Source organism: Actinospineispora eucalypti (assembly GCF_039543365.1).
Classification (GTDB): Bacteria; Actinomycetota; Actinomycetes; order Mycobacteriales; family Pseudonocardiaceae; genus Pseudonocardia; species Pseudonocardia eucalypti.
On the sequence record NZ_BAABJP010000008.1, the window covers coordinates 142322 to 157331 of the forward strand.

The window sequence follows — 15010 nt, forward strand, 5'->3', positions numbered from 1 at the left end:
GGCTATGGTCCACTTCTGTGACGGATGAGTGCGCCACTTCGCCCGGCGCCGACCTGCACCTGGATCTGGCCCCGGGCGACGAGGGCGGGTTGCGCGCCGGCCTGATGGAGGCGCTGCGCGAGGCGGTGCGCACCGGGCGGCTGGCGCGGGGCGCGAGGCTGCCGTCCTCTCGCTCGTTGGCCACCGACCTGGGCATCGCCCGGAACACCGTGGTCGACGCCTACAGCGAGCTGGTCGCCGAAGGCTGGCTGACCGCGCACCAGGGCTCCGGGACCAGGGTGGCCAACTGGACCGCTCCCCAGCCGGCGGCGCCGCCGGCCCGGCCACGGCCGAACGTGCCGCCCCCGGTGCACGACCTGCAGCCCGGTCGGCCGGACGTGTCCTCGTTCCCGCGCACCCAGTGGAGCCGCTCGGCCCGGCGAGCGCTGATGAACGCACCGGACGAGGCCCTCGGCTACGCCGACCCCCGGGGCCGGATCGAGCTGCGCACCTCGCTCGCCGGGTACCTGGCCCGGGCGCGTGGCGTGCGGGCCGACCCGGACCGGATCGTCGTCTGCTCCGGCGCGATCCACGGGTTGATGCTGCTCGGCGCGGTGCTGCGGGCGCGCGGTTGGCGCGCGGTGGCGGTGGAGTCCTACGGGCTCGGGTTACACCGGAACCTGTTCGTCGAGGCGGGACTGCGCACGCCCGCGATCGGGCTGGACGAGGGCGGCGCGCGGGTCGAGGAGCTGGCCGATGTAGGCGCCGTGCTGCTGACCCCGGCCCACCAGTTCCCCACCGGCGTCGCGCTGCACCCGCGGCGCCGCGCGGCCGTGTTGAGCTGGGCCCGTTCCACCGGTGGGTTCGTCATCGAGGACGACTACGACGGCGAGTTCCGCTACGACCGCCAACCGGTCGGCGCGCTGCAGGGCATGGACCCGGAACGGGTGGTCTACCTGGGCACCACCAGCAAGACGCTGGCTCCCGGGCTGCGACTGGGCTGGATGGTGCTGCCCGAGGAGCTGCGGCCGGAGGTGGAACGGGCGAAGGGCGAGTTCGAGCTGATGTGCGGCTTCCTCGACCAGCTCACCCTGGCCGACCTCATCGACCGGGGCGCCTACGACCAGCACATCCGGACCATGCGCCTGGCCTATCGCCGCCGGCGGGACCAGCTGGTGGAAGCCCTGGCCGCCCGCGCCGACGTACGGGTCACCGGGCTGGCGGCGGGCCTGCACGCCATCCTGCGGCTGCCCGAGGGCGGTGAACGGGCCGCGTTGCACGCGGCGGCGTGGCGGCGCCTGGAGCTGGTCGGCCTGGACAGCTTCCGGCACCCGGACGCGGCCCGGCTCGCCGACGGGCTGGTCGTCGGCTACGCCACGCCGTCCCGCAGCGCCTGGTCGGGCGCGCTCCAGGCACTGCGTGACGTGCTGCCCTGACCGAATTGGCCCAGCGATCTCGGCCGCGATTGGACCAGGTCCCCAAGGCGACCGCCGGGCAGCTCATGCGGTGAACCGGTGCTCGCCGGTCCAGCCCGGGTCACCGTCGCGCACGAAGCCGACCCAGGCGTCGTGCACGCGGCGGACCAGGCCGTCCGGAACGGCCGGTCCCAGCAGTCCGGCGGGCTCACGCAGCTCGGGCAGTCCGGTCGTCTCGAAGACGAACGGCAGCTCCACCGCGTGGCAGGCCCCGTACGGGCCGCCCCGCCAGTCGAACCGGTAGCGCAGCGCCCGCCCCCCGGCGGCGGCGTGCTCCTCCGCCAGCCGCTCGCTCGCGGACCGGAACAGCTCGTCGATGGCCGCCTCCTGGGCCGGGTTCTGGTACAGCCGCGCCTCCTGGGTGGTGTTGCCGAGCATCAGCTCCACCCCGGGCCGCACCTTCGCGCCCCGCCGCACCACGGCCACCGGGGTGAGCCCGCCCTGCCCGTTCGCCGTGACCTCGGTCAGCGCGGCGACCAGCCGCTCGTCGGGTATCTCGGAGAACGAGGCCACCTCGTGCGGCACACCGAGCTGCTGGGCCACCCGCACGCCGACGTCGGTCGCACGGTCCGGGTCCAGCCCGTGCAGCCCGCCGCTCTGGCTGATCGCCCGCCGGAACAGCCCGTCCGCGCCCGGCTCGGTGAGCAGTGCGCTGACGATCATCCCGCCGGCCGACTGGCCGCACACCGTGACCCGCTCCGGGTCGCCGCCGAGGGCCGCGATGTTCTCCCGCACCCACCGCAGCGCGGCGATCACGTCGAGCAGCCCCCGGTTCTCCGGGGCGCCGGGGATGGACAGCCAGCCGGGCACCCCGAGCCGGTAGTTGCAGGTCACCAGCACGACCCCGTCGCGGGCAAAGGCGGCACCGTCGTAAACCCGCGCCGCGCCGGTGCCGGCGAGGAACGCCCCGCCGTGCACGAACACCAGCACCGGCGCCCGGCCGGACGGGTCCGGCGTCCAGACGTTGACCGTCCGGTAGTCGGCGCCCGTGACCCAGTGGTGCACCACCGGTTCCATGTCCATGTCGCCGAACCGCCGGCGGTCGGGCATCGGCGCGGTCGGGCCGAACGCGGTGGCGTCCCGCTCCCCCGACCAGGCCGCCACCGGCTCGGGCGCGGCGAACCGCGCGGCGCCGGCGGCCGGCGCGGCGTACGGCACCGCCCGGAACACCGCTCCGAACCGCTCCGCGCAACCGCGCACCGCTCCGGCCCGGGTCCGCGCCACCGGGCCGGTCACGCGAACGCCGCCCACTCGGTGATGGCGAACCGGTCGCCGTCCCGGCGCAGCTCCACCGCGCCGGCTGAGGGGAAGTGCGCCGGCAGGAGCAGCGCCCCCTCGTCGGCCACCGAGCCGAGCACCCGGCGCCGGCTGGCCAGGCCCTGCGCCTCGTCCTCGTCGAAGCACGGGCAGACGTCCGGCTCGGCCACCTGCAGCGGACTGTGCAACAGGTCGCCGACGAAGGCGGCCCGGTCGGTCCCGGAGCGCAGCCACAGCACGGCGGACCCCGGGGTGTGGCCGGGCGCGGGCTCCAGGCTCAGGTTGGTGTCGGCCTGGTGGCGGCCTTCCCAGGAGTCGACCAGTCCGGCGGCCAGAACCGGGGCGACGCTGTCCTCGAAGACCCCGGCCATCCGCTCGCCGGACCGGGTCGGGTGGCCGTTCCCGGGGTCCCAGTACTCCAGGTCGTCCCGGGCGAACAGGTAACGCGCGTTGGGGAATGTGGGCACCCACTCGCCGTCCACCAGGCGGGTGTTCCACCCCACGTGGTCGCTGTGCAGGTGGGTGATCACCACCAGGTCGACGTCCTCGGGGCGGGTACCGGCGGCGGCCAGGTTGTCCAGGTAGCCGGTCTGGAGCCCATCGAAAATGGGCATGCCGGGCCGGGGCTTGTCGTTGCCCACCCCGGTGTCGACCAGGATGGTGGCCCCGTCGCTGCGCAGCAGCCAACTCTGCAGGCTGGCCACCAGCATGTCCGAGTCGGCGTTCCAGAAGCCCGGGTCCAGCCAGTCCCGCTGGCGGCGCCAGATCGCCTCGTCCACGTCCGGGAAGATCGCCAGCCGGGGCATGTCGAACCGGCGTTCCTCGAATACCCGGGTGATCTCCACCCCGCCCAGGGTGATCGTGTCGGTGCGCGTCATGCCCCGAGTCTGTCAATCCGGGGCGGAGGCTGCCGGGCGAGCTCGCAGGTGCGCACGTTCGCCCTGCTTGCCGAACAGGATGAGGAACTCCACCGCCTCGTGGTCGGCCGCGCCGAACCAGTGCGGCAGCCGGGTGTCGAACTCGGCCGCCTCACCCGGCTTCATCACGATGTCGTGCTCCCCGAGGACCACCCGCAGCCGGCCGTTCATGACGTAGAGCCACTCGTAGCCCTCGTGGGTCTTGGGGTCGGGGTCGCGCCGGTCCGAACCGGCCGGAATGATCAGCTTGTAGGCCTGGATGCCGCCGGCGCGGCGGGTCAGCGGCAGCATGGTCATGCCGTTGCGCCGCACCGGCCGCAGGTGGATGCGCGGGTCGCCGGTGGGCGGGGCGTCCACCAGCTCGTCCAGGGTGACCCCGTGCGCCCGGGCCAGCGGCAGCAGCAGCTCCAGGGTGGGCCGGCGGTCGCCGGACTCCAGCCGCGACAGCGTGCTCACCGAGATCCCGGTGGCCGAGGAGAGCTCGGCCAGCGTCGTCTCCCGCTGCCGGCGCAGCGCGCGCAGCCGGGGCCCCACCGCGTCGAGGGTCTGCCCGTCGGTCATGCCGACCATTTTGCCATTCCGGCAAGGTTCTTTGCCACATGTGGCGTCGGGAGTGCAGGTTGGCCGTGGAGGTGGTCAGGGTGACCGAGGACAGTTACGACGTGGTGGTGGTCGGTGGCGGGGCGGCCGGCCTGAACGGGGCGCTGATGCTGGCGAGGTCGCGCCGGTCGGTGCTGGTGGTGGACGCCGGCGAGCCCCGCAACGCCCCGGCCGACGGCGTGCACGGGCTGCTGGCCCTCGACGGCACGCCACCGGCCGAGCTGCTGGCGCGGGGGCGGGCCGAGGTCGCGCGGTACGGCGGCGAGCTGGTGACCGGGGAGGTCGCCGCGGTGACCAGGGCCGGCGAGCGGTTCGCGGTCACCCTGGCCGACGGCCGGACCGTCCGCGCGCGCCGGGTGCTGGTGGCCACCGGGCTGGTGGACCGGCTGCCGGACGTGCCGGGGTTGCGCGAGCGGTGGGGGCGGGACGTGCTGCACTGCCCGTACTGCCACGGCTGGGAGGTGCGGGACCAGGCCATCGGGGTCCTGGCCAGTGGGCCGATGTCGGTGCACCAGACGCTGCTCTTCCGCCAGTTGAGCCGGGACGTCACGTACTTCGCGCACACCCGGCCGCCCACCGGCGAACAGGCGGAGCAACTGGCCGCCCTGGGCATTCCGGTGGTGACCGGCGAGGTGACCGGGCTCGAGGTGGTCGCGGACCGCCTGGTCGGGGTGCGGCTGGCCGGCGGTTCGGTGGTACCCAGGCAGGCGGTGGCGGTGGCCACCCGGATGGAGGCGCGGGCCGGCTTCCTCGCCCCGCTGGGCCTGCGGGCGGTGGAGCACACCGCCGGGGTCGGCGAGCAACTGCCGGCCGACCCGGTCGGCCGCACCGAGGTCCCCGGGGTGTGGGTGGCCGGCAACGTCACCGACCTGTCCGCGCAGGTCGGCGCGTCCGCGGCGGCGGGGGCGACGGCCGGCGCCCAGATCAATGCCGACCTGGTCGCCGAGGACGCCCGGCTGGCCCTGGAGGCTCACCGCAACCCGTTCGGCGCCGGAATGGAGGCGCGGGTGTCCGAGCGGATGCTCGCCGGTCGCCAGCACGGCTTCTGAGCTCAGCCGGATCGGCCGGTGTACCGGTTCCCGCGGCTCGTCGGCGGTCGATCCGTGCCGAGCCGGAGACTACGTTGGGTAACGGTCGTATTGGCTTCGGCCCCGCCTCAGTTCATCGAGATCGACGTGAGTCTTGTTCGATCTTGGCGGGTCCAGACTGGTGTCGATGTCGACGAACCGCACCCCGGGCTCGGCCCCCGCCGCCGCCCAAACCGTCACGGTGCGTAACGAGACGCGGGGCCTGGCCGGGCGGGCGGCACCTGAGCCGCGGCAGACCGGCCACGCCGGCCGGTCCGAGCGTTCTTTGAAGCCGACCACGGCTGAACCGGAAGGTCAGAGCCGGGAGCGCAGCAGTTCGACGCCGTCGCCGTCTAGTTCGTCCATGGCCACGGCCCGGCCGGCCATTGCCAGGGCCAGGGCCTCCCCCGGGCCGCGCACCTCCGGCCCGGCACCCTTGGACCAGGAGACATCCGTGGCCACCAGGCGCAGCCCCCGGATCCGGCGCCCGGGCCGGGCGAACGGGTCCGGGCGCTCCAACACCGAAACCAGCCGCGGCGCCGGCACGGTGCGCGGGCGGCCCAGCGGCCGCCGGATGTCCTGGTGGTGCACGACCGTGTCGGCCAGCATGATCGACGGGATCAACCGTGTGTCCCAGCCGCCGTCGGCGGCCGAGGCGATCCGGTCGACCAGCTCGCCGGGGGAAAGGGTGCGCAGCTCGTCCACCAGGCGGTCGTTGAGTCGGTCCGCCGACCCGGCGAGCACGGCTTTCCGGGCGTACGAGCCGAGCGGGAGGGTGATGCCGACCATGTGCGCGACCACGTCCCGGACCCGCCAGCCGGCGCACAGCGACGGCGCCTCCCAGTCCGAGTCGGTCAGCGTGCGCAGCAGCGCGACCAGGTCGCGCCGCTCGTCGGACAGCATGCCCCGGGTGTCCACGCCGGCAGCCTAGTGTCCCGCGGACACTAGTCCCCGCCCAGCGCGCCCTCGGGCAGGCCCAGCTCGCGTTCGGCGACGGTGAAGACCAGCTCGCGGACCGCCCGGTAGTCGACGGTGCTGCGCATGACCGCCTGGATGCTCAGGCCGTCGGTGACCGCCAGGATCCGGATCGCGCTGGCGTCCGGGTCGTCGGTGTGGAGCGCGCCGCCGGCGCGGCCGCGTTCGATCAGGGCGCTGAGCCGCTCGATGTCGCGACCCATCTCGGCGGTGACCTCGGCGTGCAGCACCGGCCGCTTGCGGCCGGCGTACCAGGCGCCGAGCCACAGGGTGCTGATCCGGTCGCGCTCCTCGGAGATGGTCAGCCGCAGCATGGTACGCAGGCCGGCCACCGGGTCGCCGGCCTGTTCGACCTGGGCGTAGGTCTGGGCCGAGTCGGCCTGGGCGGCGGTGCGGAAGGCCTCCACCAGCAGGTCGTCCACCGCCGGGAAGTAGTGGCTGACCAGGCTGCTCACCACCCCGAGCCGGTCGGCCACGGCGCGCAGGGTCAGCTGGTCGATGCCGTCGGCCAGGGCCAGCCGGGTGGCCTCGGCGACGATTTCGGCGCGCCGGTCCGGTGCCGACTTCCGGCGGGCCGCCCGCGCCACCCTTGACGTCATGACAGCCACCGTATTGACTACGCGAGCAACAAGCAATTGAACGTCTGCTCAATAAGGTGGAGGCCACATGCCGGACACCACGGAGACCGACGCGTTCGGCCGAGTGGAGGGCCGGGGCATCGACTACGTGCCACCCGCCGAACGGCACGGCCGCCCGCGCGAGCTGTTCGCCATCTGGGCCTCGTCCAACGTGAACTACCTGTATCTGGTGCTCGGCGGGCTGCTCACCCTGATGGGCCTGACCGTGTGGCAGGGAATCGCCGTGGTCGTGGCGGGCAACCTGTTCTGGTTGTCGATCGGCCTGATCGCGGTGAGCGGAACCTCCTCCGGCACGCCGACCAACGTGATCACCCGGGCCATGTTCGGGGTACGCGGGAACCCGGCCGCCGTCGCGCTGACCAGCTGGACGGTCGGCGTCGGGTACGTGGCGATCAACCTGGCCTTCGGCTCGCTGGCCGGGTTCGCGGTGCTGGAGCGGACCGGCCAGCCCCCGGGGCAGGCGGCGCGGCTGGCCGTGGTCGGGGTGTGCGCGGCGGTCACCCTGGCGCTGTGCGTGTACGGGCACGCCACCATCACCCGGCTCAGCGGCTGGTTCACCGCCGGGCTGAGCCTGGCGATGCTGGTGCTCGCCGGGTTCGTGCTGGCCCACGCGGACTGGGGGCACGCGGCCGCGCCGGCCGGCGGGGCGCCGGTGTGGGCGGTCGTGCTCACCGGCGTGGGGGTGATCGCGGCGGCCCCGCTGTCCTGGGGCATCAGCGCGGACTACGCGCGCTACCTGCCCACCGACTCCTCCCCCGTGGCCGTCACCCTGTGGACCACGCTGGGCGGGTTCATCCCGTCGGTGCTGCTCGGCTCGCTGGGCGTGCTGGCCGGCACCGCCGTGGACATGACCGACCCGGCGAAGTCACTCGCGGCGATCCTGCCCGGCTGGTTCTACCCGTTGTTCCTGCTGGTCATCGTGGTCGGCTCGGTGGCCAACAACGTGATCACCCTCTACAGCAACGGGCTGGCCCTGCAGGCGATGGGCGTGCCGCTGGGCCGGGTGGCCTCGGTGCTGGTCAACGGGCTGCTCGGGATGGGGCTGGCCGGGTACGCCCTGTTCGTCACCGACTTCACCAGCACGCTGAGCAACGTGCTGCAGCTGTCGGTGGCCTTCCTCGGCCCCCGGTGCGCGATCTACGTGCTGGACATCTGGCTGCGGCGCAACCGCTACAGCGGCCTGGCCCTGCACGACACCAGCCCCGGCGGGCCGATCTGGTACGCGGGCGGCATCAACTGGGCGGGCATTCTGGCGCTGGCCCTCGGCACCCTGGCCAGCACGTTGTGCCTGCACCTGACCCTCTACACCGGCCCGGTGGCCGGGCTGCTCGCCGGCGCGGACACCTCCGTGCTGGTCGGGCCGCTGGTCGCCGGCGCGCTCTACCTGGGCCTGATGAAGGCGCTGTACCCGGTAGGGGCCCGGTGACCCTGCCGGTCGTGGACCGCTGGTTCACCGCCACCCCGGTGGACGAGGCGATCACCCTGATCACCGAGCCGCACGTGCACCCGTTGCTTCGCGCCAACTGCTGGCACATCCGGGGTACCGAGCGGGACCTGCTGGTGGACGCCGGGCTGGGCGTCGCCTCGCTGCGCGCGGTGCTGCCCGAGCTGGTCGGCGAGCGGGAGCCGGTGCTGGTGCTGACCCACGCCCACCTGGACCACATGGGCTCGGCGCACGAGTTCACCGAGCGCTGGGCGCACCCGGCCGAGCCGGTGGGCGTCGCCAGCCGGGGTTCACTGCTCGGCCCACCCCTGGGCCGGCTGCTCGGCATGCACCCGGCCGAGTCGGCCGCCCTTCCGCCGCTGCTCCTGGACGCGTTGCCCGAGGCGGGCTACCGACCCGAGGAGTACCGGCTGCGCCCGGTCCGGCCGACCCGTGAGCTGCGCGAAGGCGACCTGGTCGAACTCGGCGATCGCGCGCTGCACGTGCTGCACCTGCCCGGCCACAGCCCGGGCAGCATCGGCCTCTACGACCGGGCCAACCGGACCCTGTTCGCCGGTGACGTGATCTACGACGAGCAGTTGCTGGACCAGCTGGACGGCAGCGACATCGGCCAGTACCGCGACACCATGCGGCGCCTGCTCGGCCTGGAGATCGACACCGTGCACGCCGGGCACGAGGCCAGCTTCGACGGCGCCCGCCTGGCCGAGATCGCCGAGGGGTACCTGGCGACCCGGCGCTGACCGGTCAGGCGGGCGTGAGGTGGAAGCCCGCGTAGCCCTTGGCCGCCACCTCGGCGCACTCCTCGCGGTACACCGGCACGCCGCCGATGTACGGCATGAAGACCCGGGGCTTGCCGGGCACGTTGGCGCCCACGTACCAGGAGTTGGCCCGGGGGAAGAGGGTGGTGTCGCCCACCTCGCGCACGTGCTCCACCCACTGGTCCTGCGCCTGCTCGGTGGCCTCGATCCGGCCCATGCCCTGCTCGTCCACGTACCGCACGCAGTCGGTGATCCAGTCCACGTGCTGCTCGATGGACACCCGCATGTTGCTCAGCACCCCGGGGCTGCCCGGCCCGGCCGCCACCGCGAACAGGTTGGGGAACCCGGCCACACACAGGCCCAAATAGGTGCGCGGGCCGTGCTCCCAGGCCTCGGTGAGGCGCAGCCCGTCCTTCCCCCGGATGTCGATCGCGGTGAGCGCCCCGGTGAGCGCGTCGAACCCGGTGGCCAGCACCAGGTCGTCCACCGGTATCTCGGTGCCGCCCACTTGGATGCCGGCCGGGGTCACCCGCTCGATCGGGGTGGCCCTCAGGTCGACCAGCTTCACGTTGTCCCGGTTGAACGCCTCGTAGTAGTCGATGTCCACGCACAGCCGTTTGGCGCCGACCGGGAACCCGGACGGGATGAGGGCCGCGGCCACCTCGGGGTCGTGCACCCGCCGGCGGATCTTCTCGGCGATGAACTCGGCCACCATCCGGTTGGCCCGCTCGTCCACCAGCAGGTCGGCGAAGCCCAGCATCATGGGCAGGCCGCCCCGGTTCCACAGCCGCTCGAACTCGGCGGTGCGCTCGGCCTCCGGCAGGTCCACCGCGTTCTTCAGGTTGGTCTCGGTGAACTCGAAGGCCAGGCCCAGCGGGCAGGCCATGCCGCTCGCGCGGCGCGCGGCGAGCGTGTCCGGGTCGTGGTCGTCCTCGGTCAGCTCGTGGTTGCCCGCCGGCACGATGAAGTTGGCGGTGCGCTGGAAGACGTGCAGCCGCGCGGCCTGCTCGGCGATGCGCGGGATGGCCTGCACGCCCGAGGAGCCGGTGCCGATCACGGCCACCCGCCGCCCGGTGAAGTCCACCCCCTCGTGCGGCCAGGTGGAGGTGAAGTAGGTCGGCCCGGCGAACGACTCGATCCCCGGGATGTCGGGCTTCTTGGGCTTGGACAGGCAGCCCGTGGCCATCACCACGAACCGGGCGGTCAGCTCGTCGCCGCCCTCGGTGCGCACCGTCCAGCGCGCGGCGCCCTCGTCCCAGGTCGCCCCGGCCACCCGGGTGCCGAAGGTGATGTCCCGGCGCAGGTCGTAGGTGTCCGCCACGTGGTCGAGGTACTCCAGGATCCGCTCCTGGGTGGCGTAGCGCTCGTCCCACCGCCAGGTCCGGTCCAGCTCCGGGGAGAAGGAGAAGCCGTACTCGACCGCGTCCACGTCGCAGCGCGCCCCCGGGTACCGGTTCCAGTACCAGGTGCCGCCGACGCCGTCCGCCGCCTCCAGCACCCGCACCGAAAGCCCCTGCTCACGCAGCCGGTGCAGCAGGTACAGGCCGGAGAAACCGGCCCCGACGACCACGACGTCGAACATGCAAGCCAGCGTCAAGCCTCGGGTACGGGTTGTCAAACCGAGCATCGCTCGGAGGAGGGGCGAAAACCCTCCCGCGGGGAGATCCACCGCGACCGCCCGATTCGTAGGGTCGTACCCCATGACCCAGGGCAACGCCGCCGTGGATGTCGTGGTCGTCGGGGCCGGCATCGCCGGGCTGGTGGCCGCCAGGGAACTCGCCGCGCGGGGCCTGTCCACCGTGGTGCTGGAGCGGGACGGGCACGTCGGCGGCCGGATCCGGACCGACCGTCGGCCGGGGTTCTACCTCGAGCACGGCGGGATCTTCCACACCCACCAGTACCGGCAGATGCGCCGCCTGCTCGGCGAGCTGGGCCTCGCCGATGACGTGGTGGCCACCGGGGGCGGCTTCCACGCGGGCGTGCGGCACGGCGGTGGCTGGGAACACGTCGACTACGGCTCGCTGGCCGGTCCGCTGCGCTTCGGCGCACTGGACTGGCGGGACCGCTGGTCGGTGCTGCGCGCGGCCCTGCCGGCGCTGCTCGCCCGGCCCGCCGACCCCGGTGACCTGACCACGCTGCGCCGGCTGGACACCCGATCCGCCGCCGTCGGGCTCACCGAGCGGGCCGCCGGCTACTTCACCGCCGGGCCGCACGAGTTCCTCTGGGGCACGCCGACCGAGTGGCTGTCCTACGCCATGCTGGCCATGCAGCTGCGCGTGTTCCGGGGCGAGCTGCGCGAGGTCAAGGGCGGGGTCGGACGGTTGACCGACGCCATCGCCGAACGCCTGGACGTGCGCACCGGGGCACCGGTGGCCCGCATCCGGACAACGGCCGACGGGGTGCTCGTGTACCTGGCCGGTGGCGGGTCGGTGGCCGCCGGCGCGGTGGTGCTGGCGACCCCGGCCGACGTGGCGGTCCAGCTCTGGCCGGACGCCCCGCCGGAGGTGCGCCGGCGCCTGACCTCGGTGAACTACTCCCGCATCGACTACGCCTACCTGCGCACCCGCCGCCCGCTCCGGGCGGCCGCCGGCGGCCGCGCCGTCGGCATGGAGGTGATCACCACGCCCGAGGTGCACGGCATGACCATGGGCGGGATCTACTTCGCCGACGGCTGGGCCGAGGACGGCGGGCTGCTCCTGGTCACCGCCGCGCCCTGCGCGCGGGTGGAGCACCTGGACGACACGGAGCTGGCCGACCGCCTGCAGGCCGATGTGGAGAAGCTGCACCCGGAGGTGGTCGGCCAGGTCACCGAGCGGGTGGTCATCCGGCACGACCCGTACACCCCGATCGTGCGGCCCGGCCTGGTCCAGGAGCTGGCCGAGCTGCGCGCCCGGTTGCCGGTCCAGCGGGTCGACCTGGCCGGTGACTACCTGGCCGCGCCGTGGGTGGAGGGCGCAATCCGGTCCGGCCAGCTGGCCGCCGAGCGGATCTCCACCCGGCTGGCCGGATAGCCAACCCGTAGCCTGCAGCGCATGGCGCCGAACATCGCACGCGCGGACCGGGTGGGCCGCGCCGAGCTGACCGAGTTCCTGTCCAGCCGAAACCGCGCGTTGCTGATCACCGACCGATCCGACGGCGGCGTACAGACCTCGCCGGTCACCTACGGAGTGGACCGCGAGGGGCGGATCGTGGTCTCCACCTACCCGTCCCGGGCGAAGGTGCGCAACGTCCGGCGCACCGGGCGGGCCACCGCCTGCGTGATCTCCGAGGAGTGGAACGGGCCGTGGACCCAGGTGGAGGGGGCCGCCGAGGTGCTCGACCTGCCGGAGGCGATGGAGGAGCTGGTCGAGTACTACCGTCGCATTTCCGGCGAGCACCCGGACTGGGCGGAGTACCGCGAGGCGATGACCCGGCAGGGCAAGTGCCTGATCCGGATCGCCGTCGACCGCTGGGGGCCGGTGGCCACCGGGGGCTTCCCACCGGACCTGATTCGCGACTGAGACGGGCGGCCGGGCACAATATCAACAAACGGTGACGGGCCGACGAGGGGAAACACCGACGATGGGGGCACCGGAACCACTGTCGGAGCAGGATTTGGCGGCGGTACGCGAGGAGTTGGCGGCCGGTAAACCGGCCATGGTCTGGTTCACGCCGGAGGCGGTCGGGGTGCCGGTCAACGGCTCGGCCAAGGTGGTCGGGGTCGACGCCGTGGCCGAGGGCGAGTTCATCCAGGTCCGGCCGGCCGGGTCCAAGGACACCATGTTCTGCTCCCCCGGCGAGCTGACCAGGACCCGCCCGCCGCGCCGCCGCAAGGCCGCCGAGCCGGAAGCCCAGGCCGGGGCCGCGACGCCGGCCAAGTCCGCCGCCTCGCCGGCCAAGTCGGCCGCCGGCGCCAGTTCGCCGGCCGGGGCGGCCGAGCCGAGGCCGGCCGCCGAGGTGCCGGCGCGCAAGCCGGCGCCCCGAGCGGCGGAGCGCAAGCCGGCCGCGGTCCCGGAGGAGGTCCCCGAGGTGCAGGCACCCCCAGCGGCGAAGGCGGCCGCGGAGAAGCGGCGCCCGCCGGGCGGCCAGCGCTCCGCCGACGTCACGGTCACCCTGGTCTCCTCGCCGGACGGCGAGTGGACGGTTGAGGTGATGGTCGGGAAGAAGCGTGCGGTGCGGCCGACGCCGGTGCAGGCGGCGGACGTGGCCAAGGCGGCGCGCTCCCTGCCCGGGCCGGTGACCGAGGCGATCGAGGCATCCCTGGAAGCGGCCCGGCGGCGGCAGCAGGAGCGGGTGGAACAGCTGCGGTCCGAGCTCGAGGCCGCGCAGCGGGCGTTACAGGAGCTCAGCGGCTGACCGGAATCTGGCGCCGCAATCGGGTGAGCGCGGTTTGTCCACTCCCGCTCCGGTCCGGTATCTGTAGGCGATGGCGACCAGAGTGCGGGAGATCGAGCGCAAGTACGAGGCACCCGACGCCGGGGAACTGCCGGATCCGGCGGAGTCGCTGGGCTTCGCCGGTGAGCTGGCCGAGCAGCGGCTCACCGCCGTGTACTTCGACACCGAGGACCTGCGGCTGCTCCGCGCGGGGGTGACGCTGCGCCGCCGGGAGGGCGGCAGCGATGCGGGCTGGCACCTGAAGATCCCGGCGGGCAAGGACACCCGGGAGGAGCTGCGCCTGCCGCTGGGCCGGGCCCGGCGGCCACCGGCCAAGTTGCTGAGCCTGGCCCGGGTGCACAGCCGGGGCGCCGAGGTGGCCCCGGTGGCCGAGCTGGTCACCCACCGGAAACGCTGGCGGCTGGCCGACGCCGACCGGGAGGTGGCCGAGCTGGTCGACGACCAGGTCGTGGCGCGGACCATGGGCGAGCAGACCACCACCCAGAGCTGGCGGGAGGTGGAGGTCGAGCTGGCCGAGCACGGCGACGTGGATGTGCTGGACCGGGTGGAGGCGTGGCTGCGCACGCTCGGCCTGGACCGCTCGGCGTCGTCGTCCAAGCTGGGCCGGCTGCTCGCCGACCGGCTGCCCGGCACCGACCGCCCGGCCGGCCGGGCCAAGCCGGGTTCGGCCGGGCACGGGGTGCTGGGCTACCTGCGCACGCAGGCCGACCAGCTCCGCCGGCACGACCCGCTGGTCCGCCAGGACGCCCCGGACGCGGTGCACCAGATGCGCGTCGCGGCCCGGCGGATGCGCAGCGCGCTGCGCGGCTTCGGCCGGGTCCTGGACCCCGAGCGCACCCGCCCGATCTCCGACGAGCTGCGCTGGATGGCCGGTGAGCTGGCCGACGCGCGGGACAGCGAGGTCATGGCCGAGCGGTTCGGCGAGCTGCTCGACGGGCTGCCCGACGAGCTGAAGCTCGGGCCGGTCAAGGCCCAGTTGGAGCGCGAGTTCGGTTCCCGCCAGGCGGACGCCCGGACCCGCGCCATCGCCGCACTGGACAGCCGGCGCTACCTGGACCTGCACCACGCCATCGACGAGCTGCTCGCCGACCCGCCGCTGACCGGCAAGGCCCGCCGCCCGGCGGCGAAGGAGCTGCCCGAGGGCGTGGACAAGGCCTTCCGCCGCCTGAAGTCCCGGATGGACCAGCTGGTCGACCTCGGCCCCGGCCTCGAGCGTGACGAGGCGCTGCACGAGGCGCGCAAGGCGGCCAAGCGGCTCCGCTACGCCACCGAGGTGGCCGGCTCCTCCCTCGGCGGCCGGGCCGACCGGCTGCGCCAGCGGCTCAAGGAGGTGCAGGAGCTGCTCGGCGACCACCAGGACACCGTGGTGGCCCGGCCGGTGCTGCGCGAGCTGGCGGTCAAGGCACAGGTCTCGGGTGGGAACGGCTTCGCGTTCGGCGTGCTCTACGGCGCCGAGGCGGCCCGCGCGGAGCGGCTGGAGGCGCGGCTGCCGGCCGCCTGGCGCCGCTTGCGCAAGCTGAGGTAGC

Annotated in this window: 14 protein-coding genes; 8 read left to right on the forward strand and 6 right to left on the reverse strand. The window is 74.0% G+C overall.

Annotated features, from left to right (window positions below):
* The first annotated feature begins 17 nt into the window (after positions 1–17).
* A complete protein-coding gene (pdxR, locus tag ABEB12_RS11625) occupies positions 18–1415 on the forward strand; it encodes a MocR-like pyridoxine biosynthesis transcription factor PdxR (protein ID WP_185061831.1) in 1398 nt (465 codons plus the stop codon).
* Positions 1416–1478: 63 nt separating this feature from the next.
* Here pdxR and ABEB12_RS11630 read toward each other — a convergent pair whose 3' ends face one another.
* From ABEB12_RS11630 to ABEB12_RS11640, 3 genes are read right to left on the reverse strand one after another with little or no spacing between them, the layout of a single operon-like run.
* Positions 1479–2690 (reverse strand): carboxylesterase family protein, encoded by a 1212-nt coding sequence (locus ABEB12_RS11630; protein WP_345702755.1) that lies wholly within the window; start codon positions 2688–2690, stop codon positions 1479–1481.
* Complete coding sequence (locus tag ABEB12_RS11635; protein WP_185061829.1) at positions 2687–3589, reverse strand: MBL fold metallo-hydrolase; 903 nt, start codon at positions 3587–3589, stop codon at positions 2687–2689. Before ABEB12_RS11635 ends, ABEB12_RS11630 begins: the two co-directional genes overlap by 4 nt.
* 12 nt (positions 3590–3601) lie before the next feature.
* A complete protein-coding gene (locus tag ABEB12_RS11640) occupies positions 3602–4189 on the reverse strand; it encodes a helix-turn-helix domain-containing protein (protein ID WP_185061827.1) in 588 nt (195 codons plus the stop codon).
* A 38-nt stretch (positions 4190–4227) separates the two neighbouring features.
* Here ABEB12_RS11640 and ABEB12_RS11645 point away from each other — a divergent pair, with 38 nt between their 5' ends.
* Positions 4228–5277 (forward strand): FAD-dependent oxidoreductase, encoded by a 1050-nt coding sequence (locus ABEB12_RS11645; protein WP_185061825.1) that lies wholly within the window; start codon positions 4228–4230, stop codon positions 5275–5277.
* A gap of 333 nt (positions 5278–5610) precedes the next feature.
* Here ABEB12_RS11645 and ABEB12_RS11650 read toward each other — a convergent pair whose 3' ends face one another.
* Together ABEB12_RS11650 and ABEB12_RS11655 are read right to left on the reverse strand one after the other, a co-directional pair.
* Positions 5611–6213, reverse strand: a complete 603-nt coding sequence (locus ABEB12_RS11650; protein ID WP_345702756.1) for a maleylpyruvate isomerase family mycothiol-dependent enzyme — start codon at positions 6211–6213, stop codon at positions 5611–5613.
* Positions 6214–6239: 26 nt separating this feature from the next.
* A complete protein-coding gene (locus ABEB12_RS11655) occupies positions 6240–6869 on the reverse strand; it encodes a TetR family transcriptional regulator C-terminal domain-containing protein (RefSeq protein WP_185061823.1) in 630 nt (209 codons plus the stop codon).
* Positions 6870–6936: 67 nt separating this feature from the next.
* Here ABEB12_RS11655 and ABEB12_RS11660 point away from each other — a divergent pair, with 67 nt between their 5' ends.
* A complete protein-coding gene (locus ABEB12_RS11660; RefSeq protein WP_185061821.1) occupies positions 6937–8334 on the forward strand; it encodes a cytosine permease in 1398 nt (465 codons plus the stop codon).
* Positions 8331–9092: an MBL fold metallo-hydrolase gene (locus tag ABEB12_RS11665; RefSeq protein WP_221498167.1), complete on the forward strand. Its 762-nt coding sequence runs from the start codon at positions 8331–8333 to the stop codon at positions 9090–9092. The genes ABEB12_RS11660 and ABEB12_RS11665 overlap by 4 nt, the downstream gene beginning before the upstream one ends.
* 4 nt (positions 9093–9096) lie before the next feature.
* Here ABEB12_RS11665 and ABEB12_RS11670 read toward each other — a convergent pair whose 3' ends face one another.
* Positions 9097–10692: an NAD(P)-binding domain-containing protein gene (locus ABEB12_RS11670; protein ID WP_185061820.1), complete on the reverse strand. Its 1596-nt coding sequence runs from the start codon at positions 10690–10692 to the stop codon at positions 9097–9099.
* A gap of 118 nt (positions 10693–10810) precedes the next feature.
* On the opposite strand from ABEB12_RS11670, the gene ABEB12_RS11675 reads away from it, so the two are divergent.
* The 4 genes from ABEB12_RS11675 to ABEB12_RS11690 all read left to right on the forward strand — a co-directional run bounded on the left by ABEB12_RS11675 (position 10811) and on the right by ABEB12_RS11690 (position 15009).
* Positions 10811–12121 carry an FAD-dependent oxidoreductase gene (locus tag ABEB12_RS11675; protein WP_185061818.1) on the forward strand — a complete coding sequence of 437 codons (1311 nt, stop codon included), beginning with the start codon at positions 10811–10813 and terminating at the stop codon, positions 12119–12121.
* A gap of 21 nt (positions 12122–12142) precedes the next feature.
* Positions 12143–12610 carry a TIGR03618 family F420-dependent PPOX class oxidoreductase gene (locus ABEB12_RS11680; protein ID WP_185061816.1) on the forward strand — a complete coding sequence of 156 codons (468 nt, stop codon included), beginning with the start codon at positions 12143–12145 and terminating at the stop codon, positions 12608–12610.
* A 61-nt stretch (positions 12611–12671) separates the two neighbouring features.
* Positions 12672–13445: a DUF6319 family protein gene (locus ABEB12_RS11685; protein ID WP_185061815.1), complete on the forward strand. Its 774-nt coding sequence runs from the start codon at positions 12672–12674 to the stop codon at positions 13443–13445.
* 70 nt (positions 13446–13515) lie between these two features.
* The gene (locus ABEB12_RS11690) at positions 13516–15009 is read left to right on the forward strand and encodes a CHAD domain-containing protein (RefSeq protein WP_185061814.1); all 1494 of its coding nucleotides are present in this window, start codon (positions 13516–13518) and stop codon (positions 15007–15009) included.
* Position 15010 lies beyond the last annotated feature (1 nt).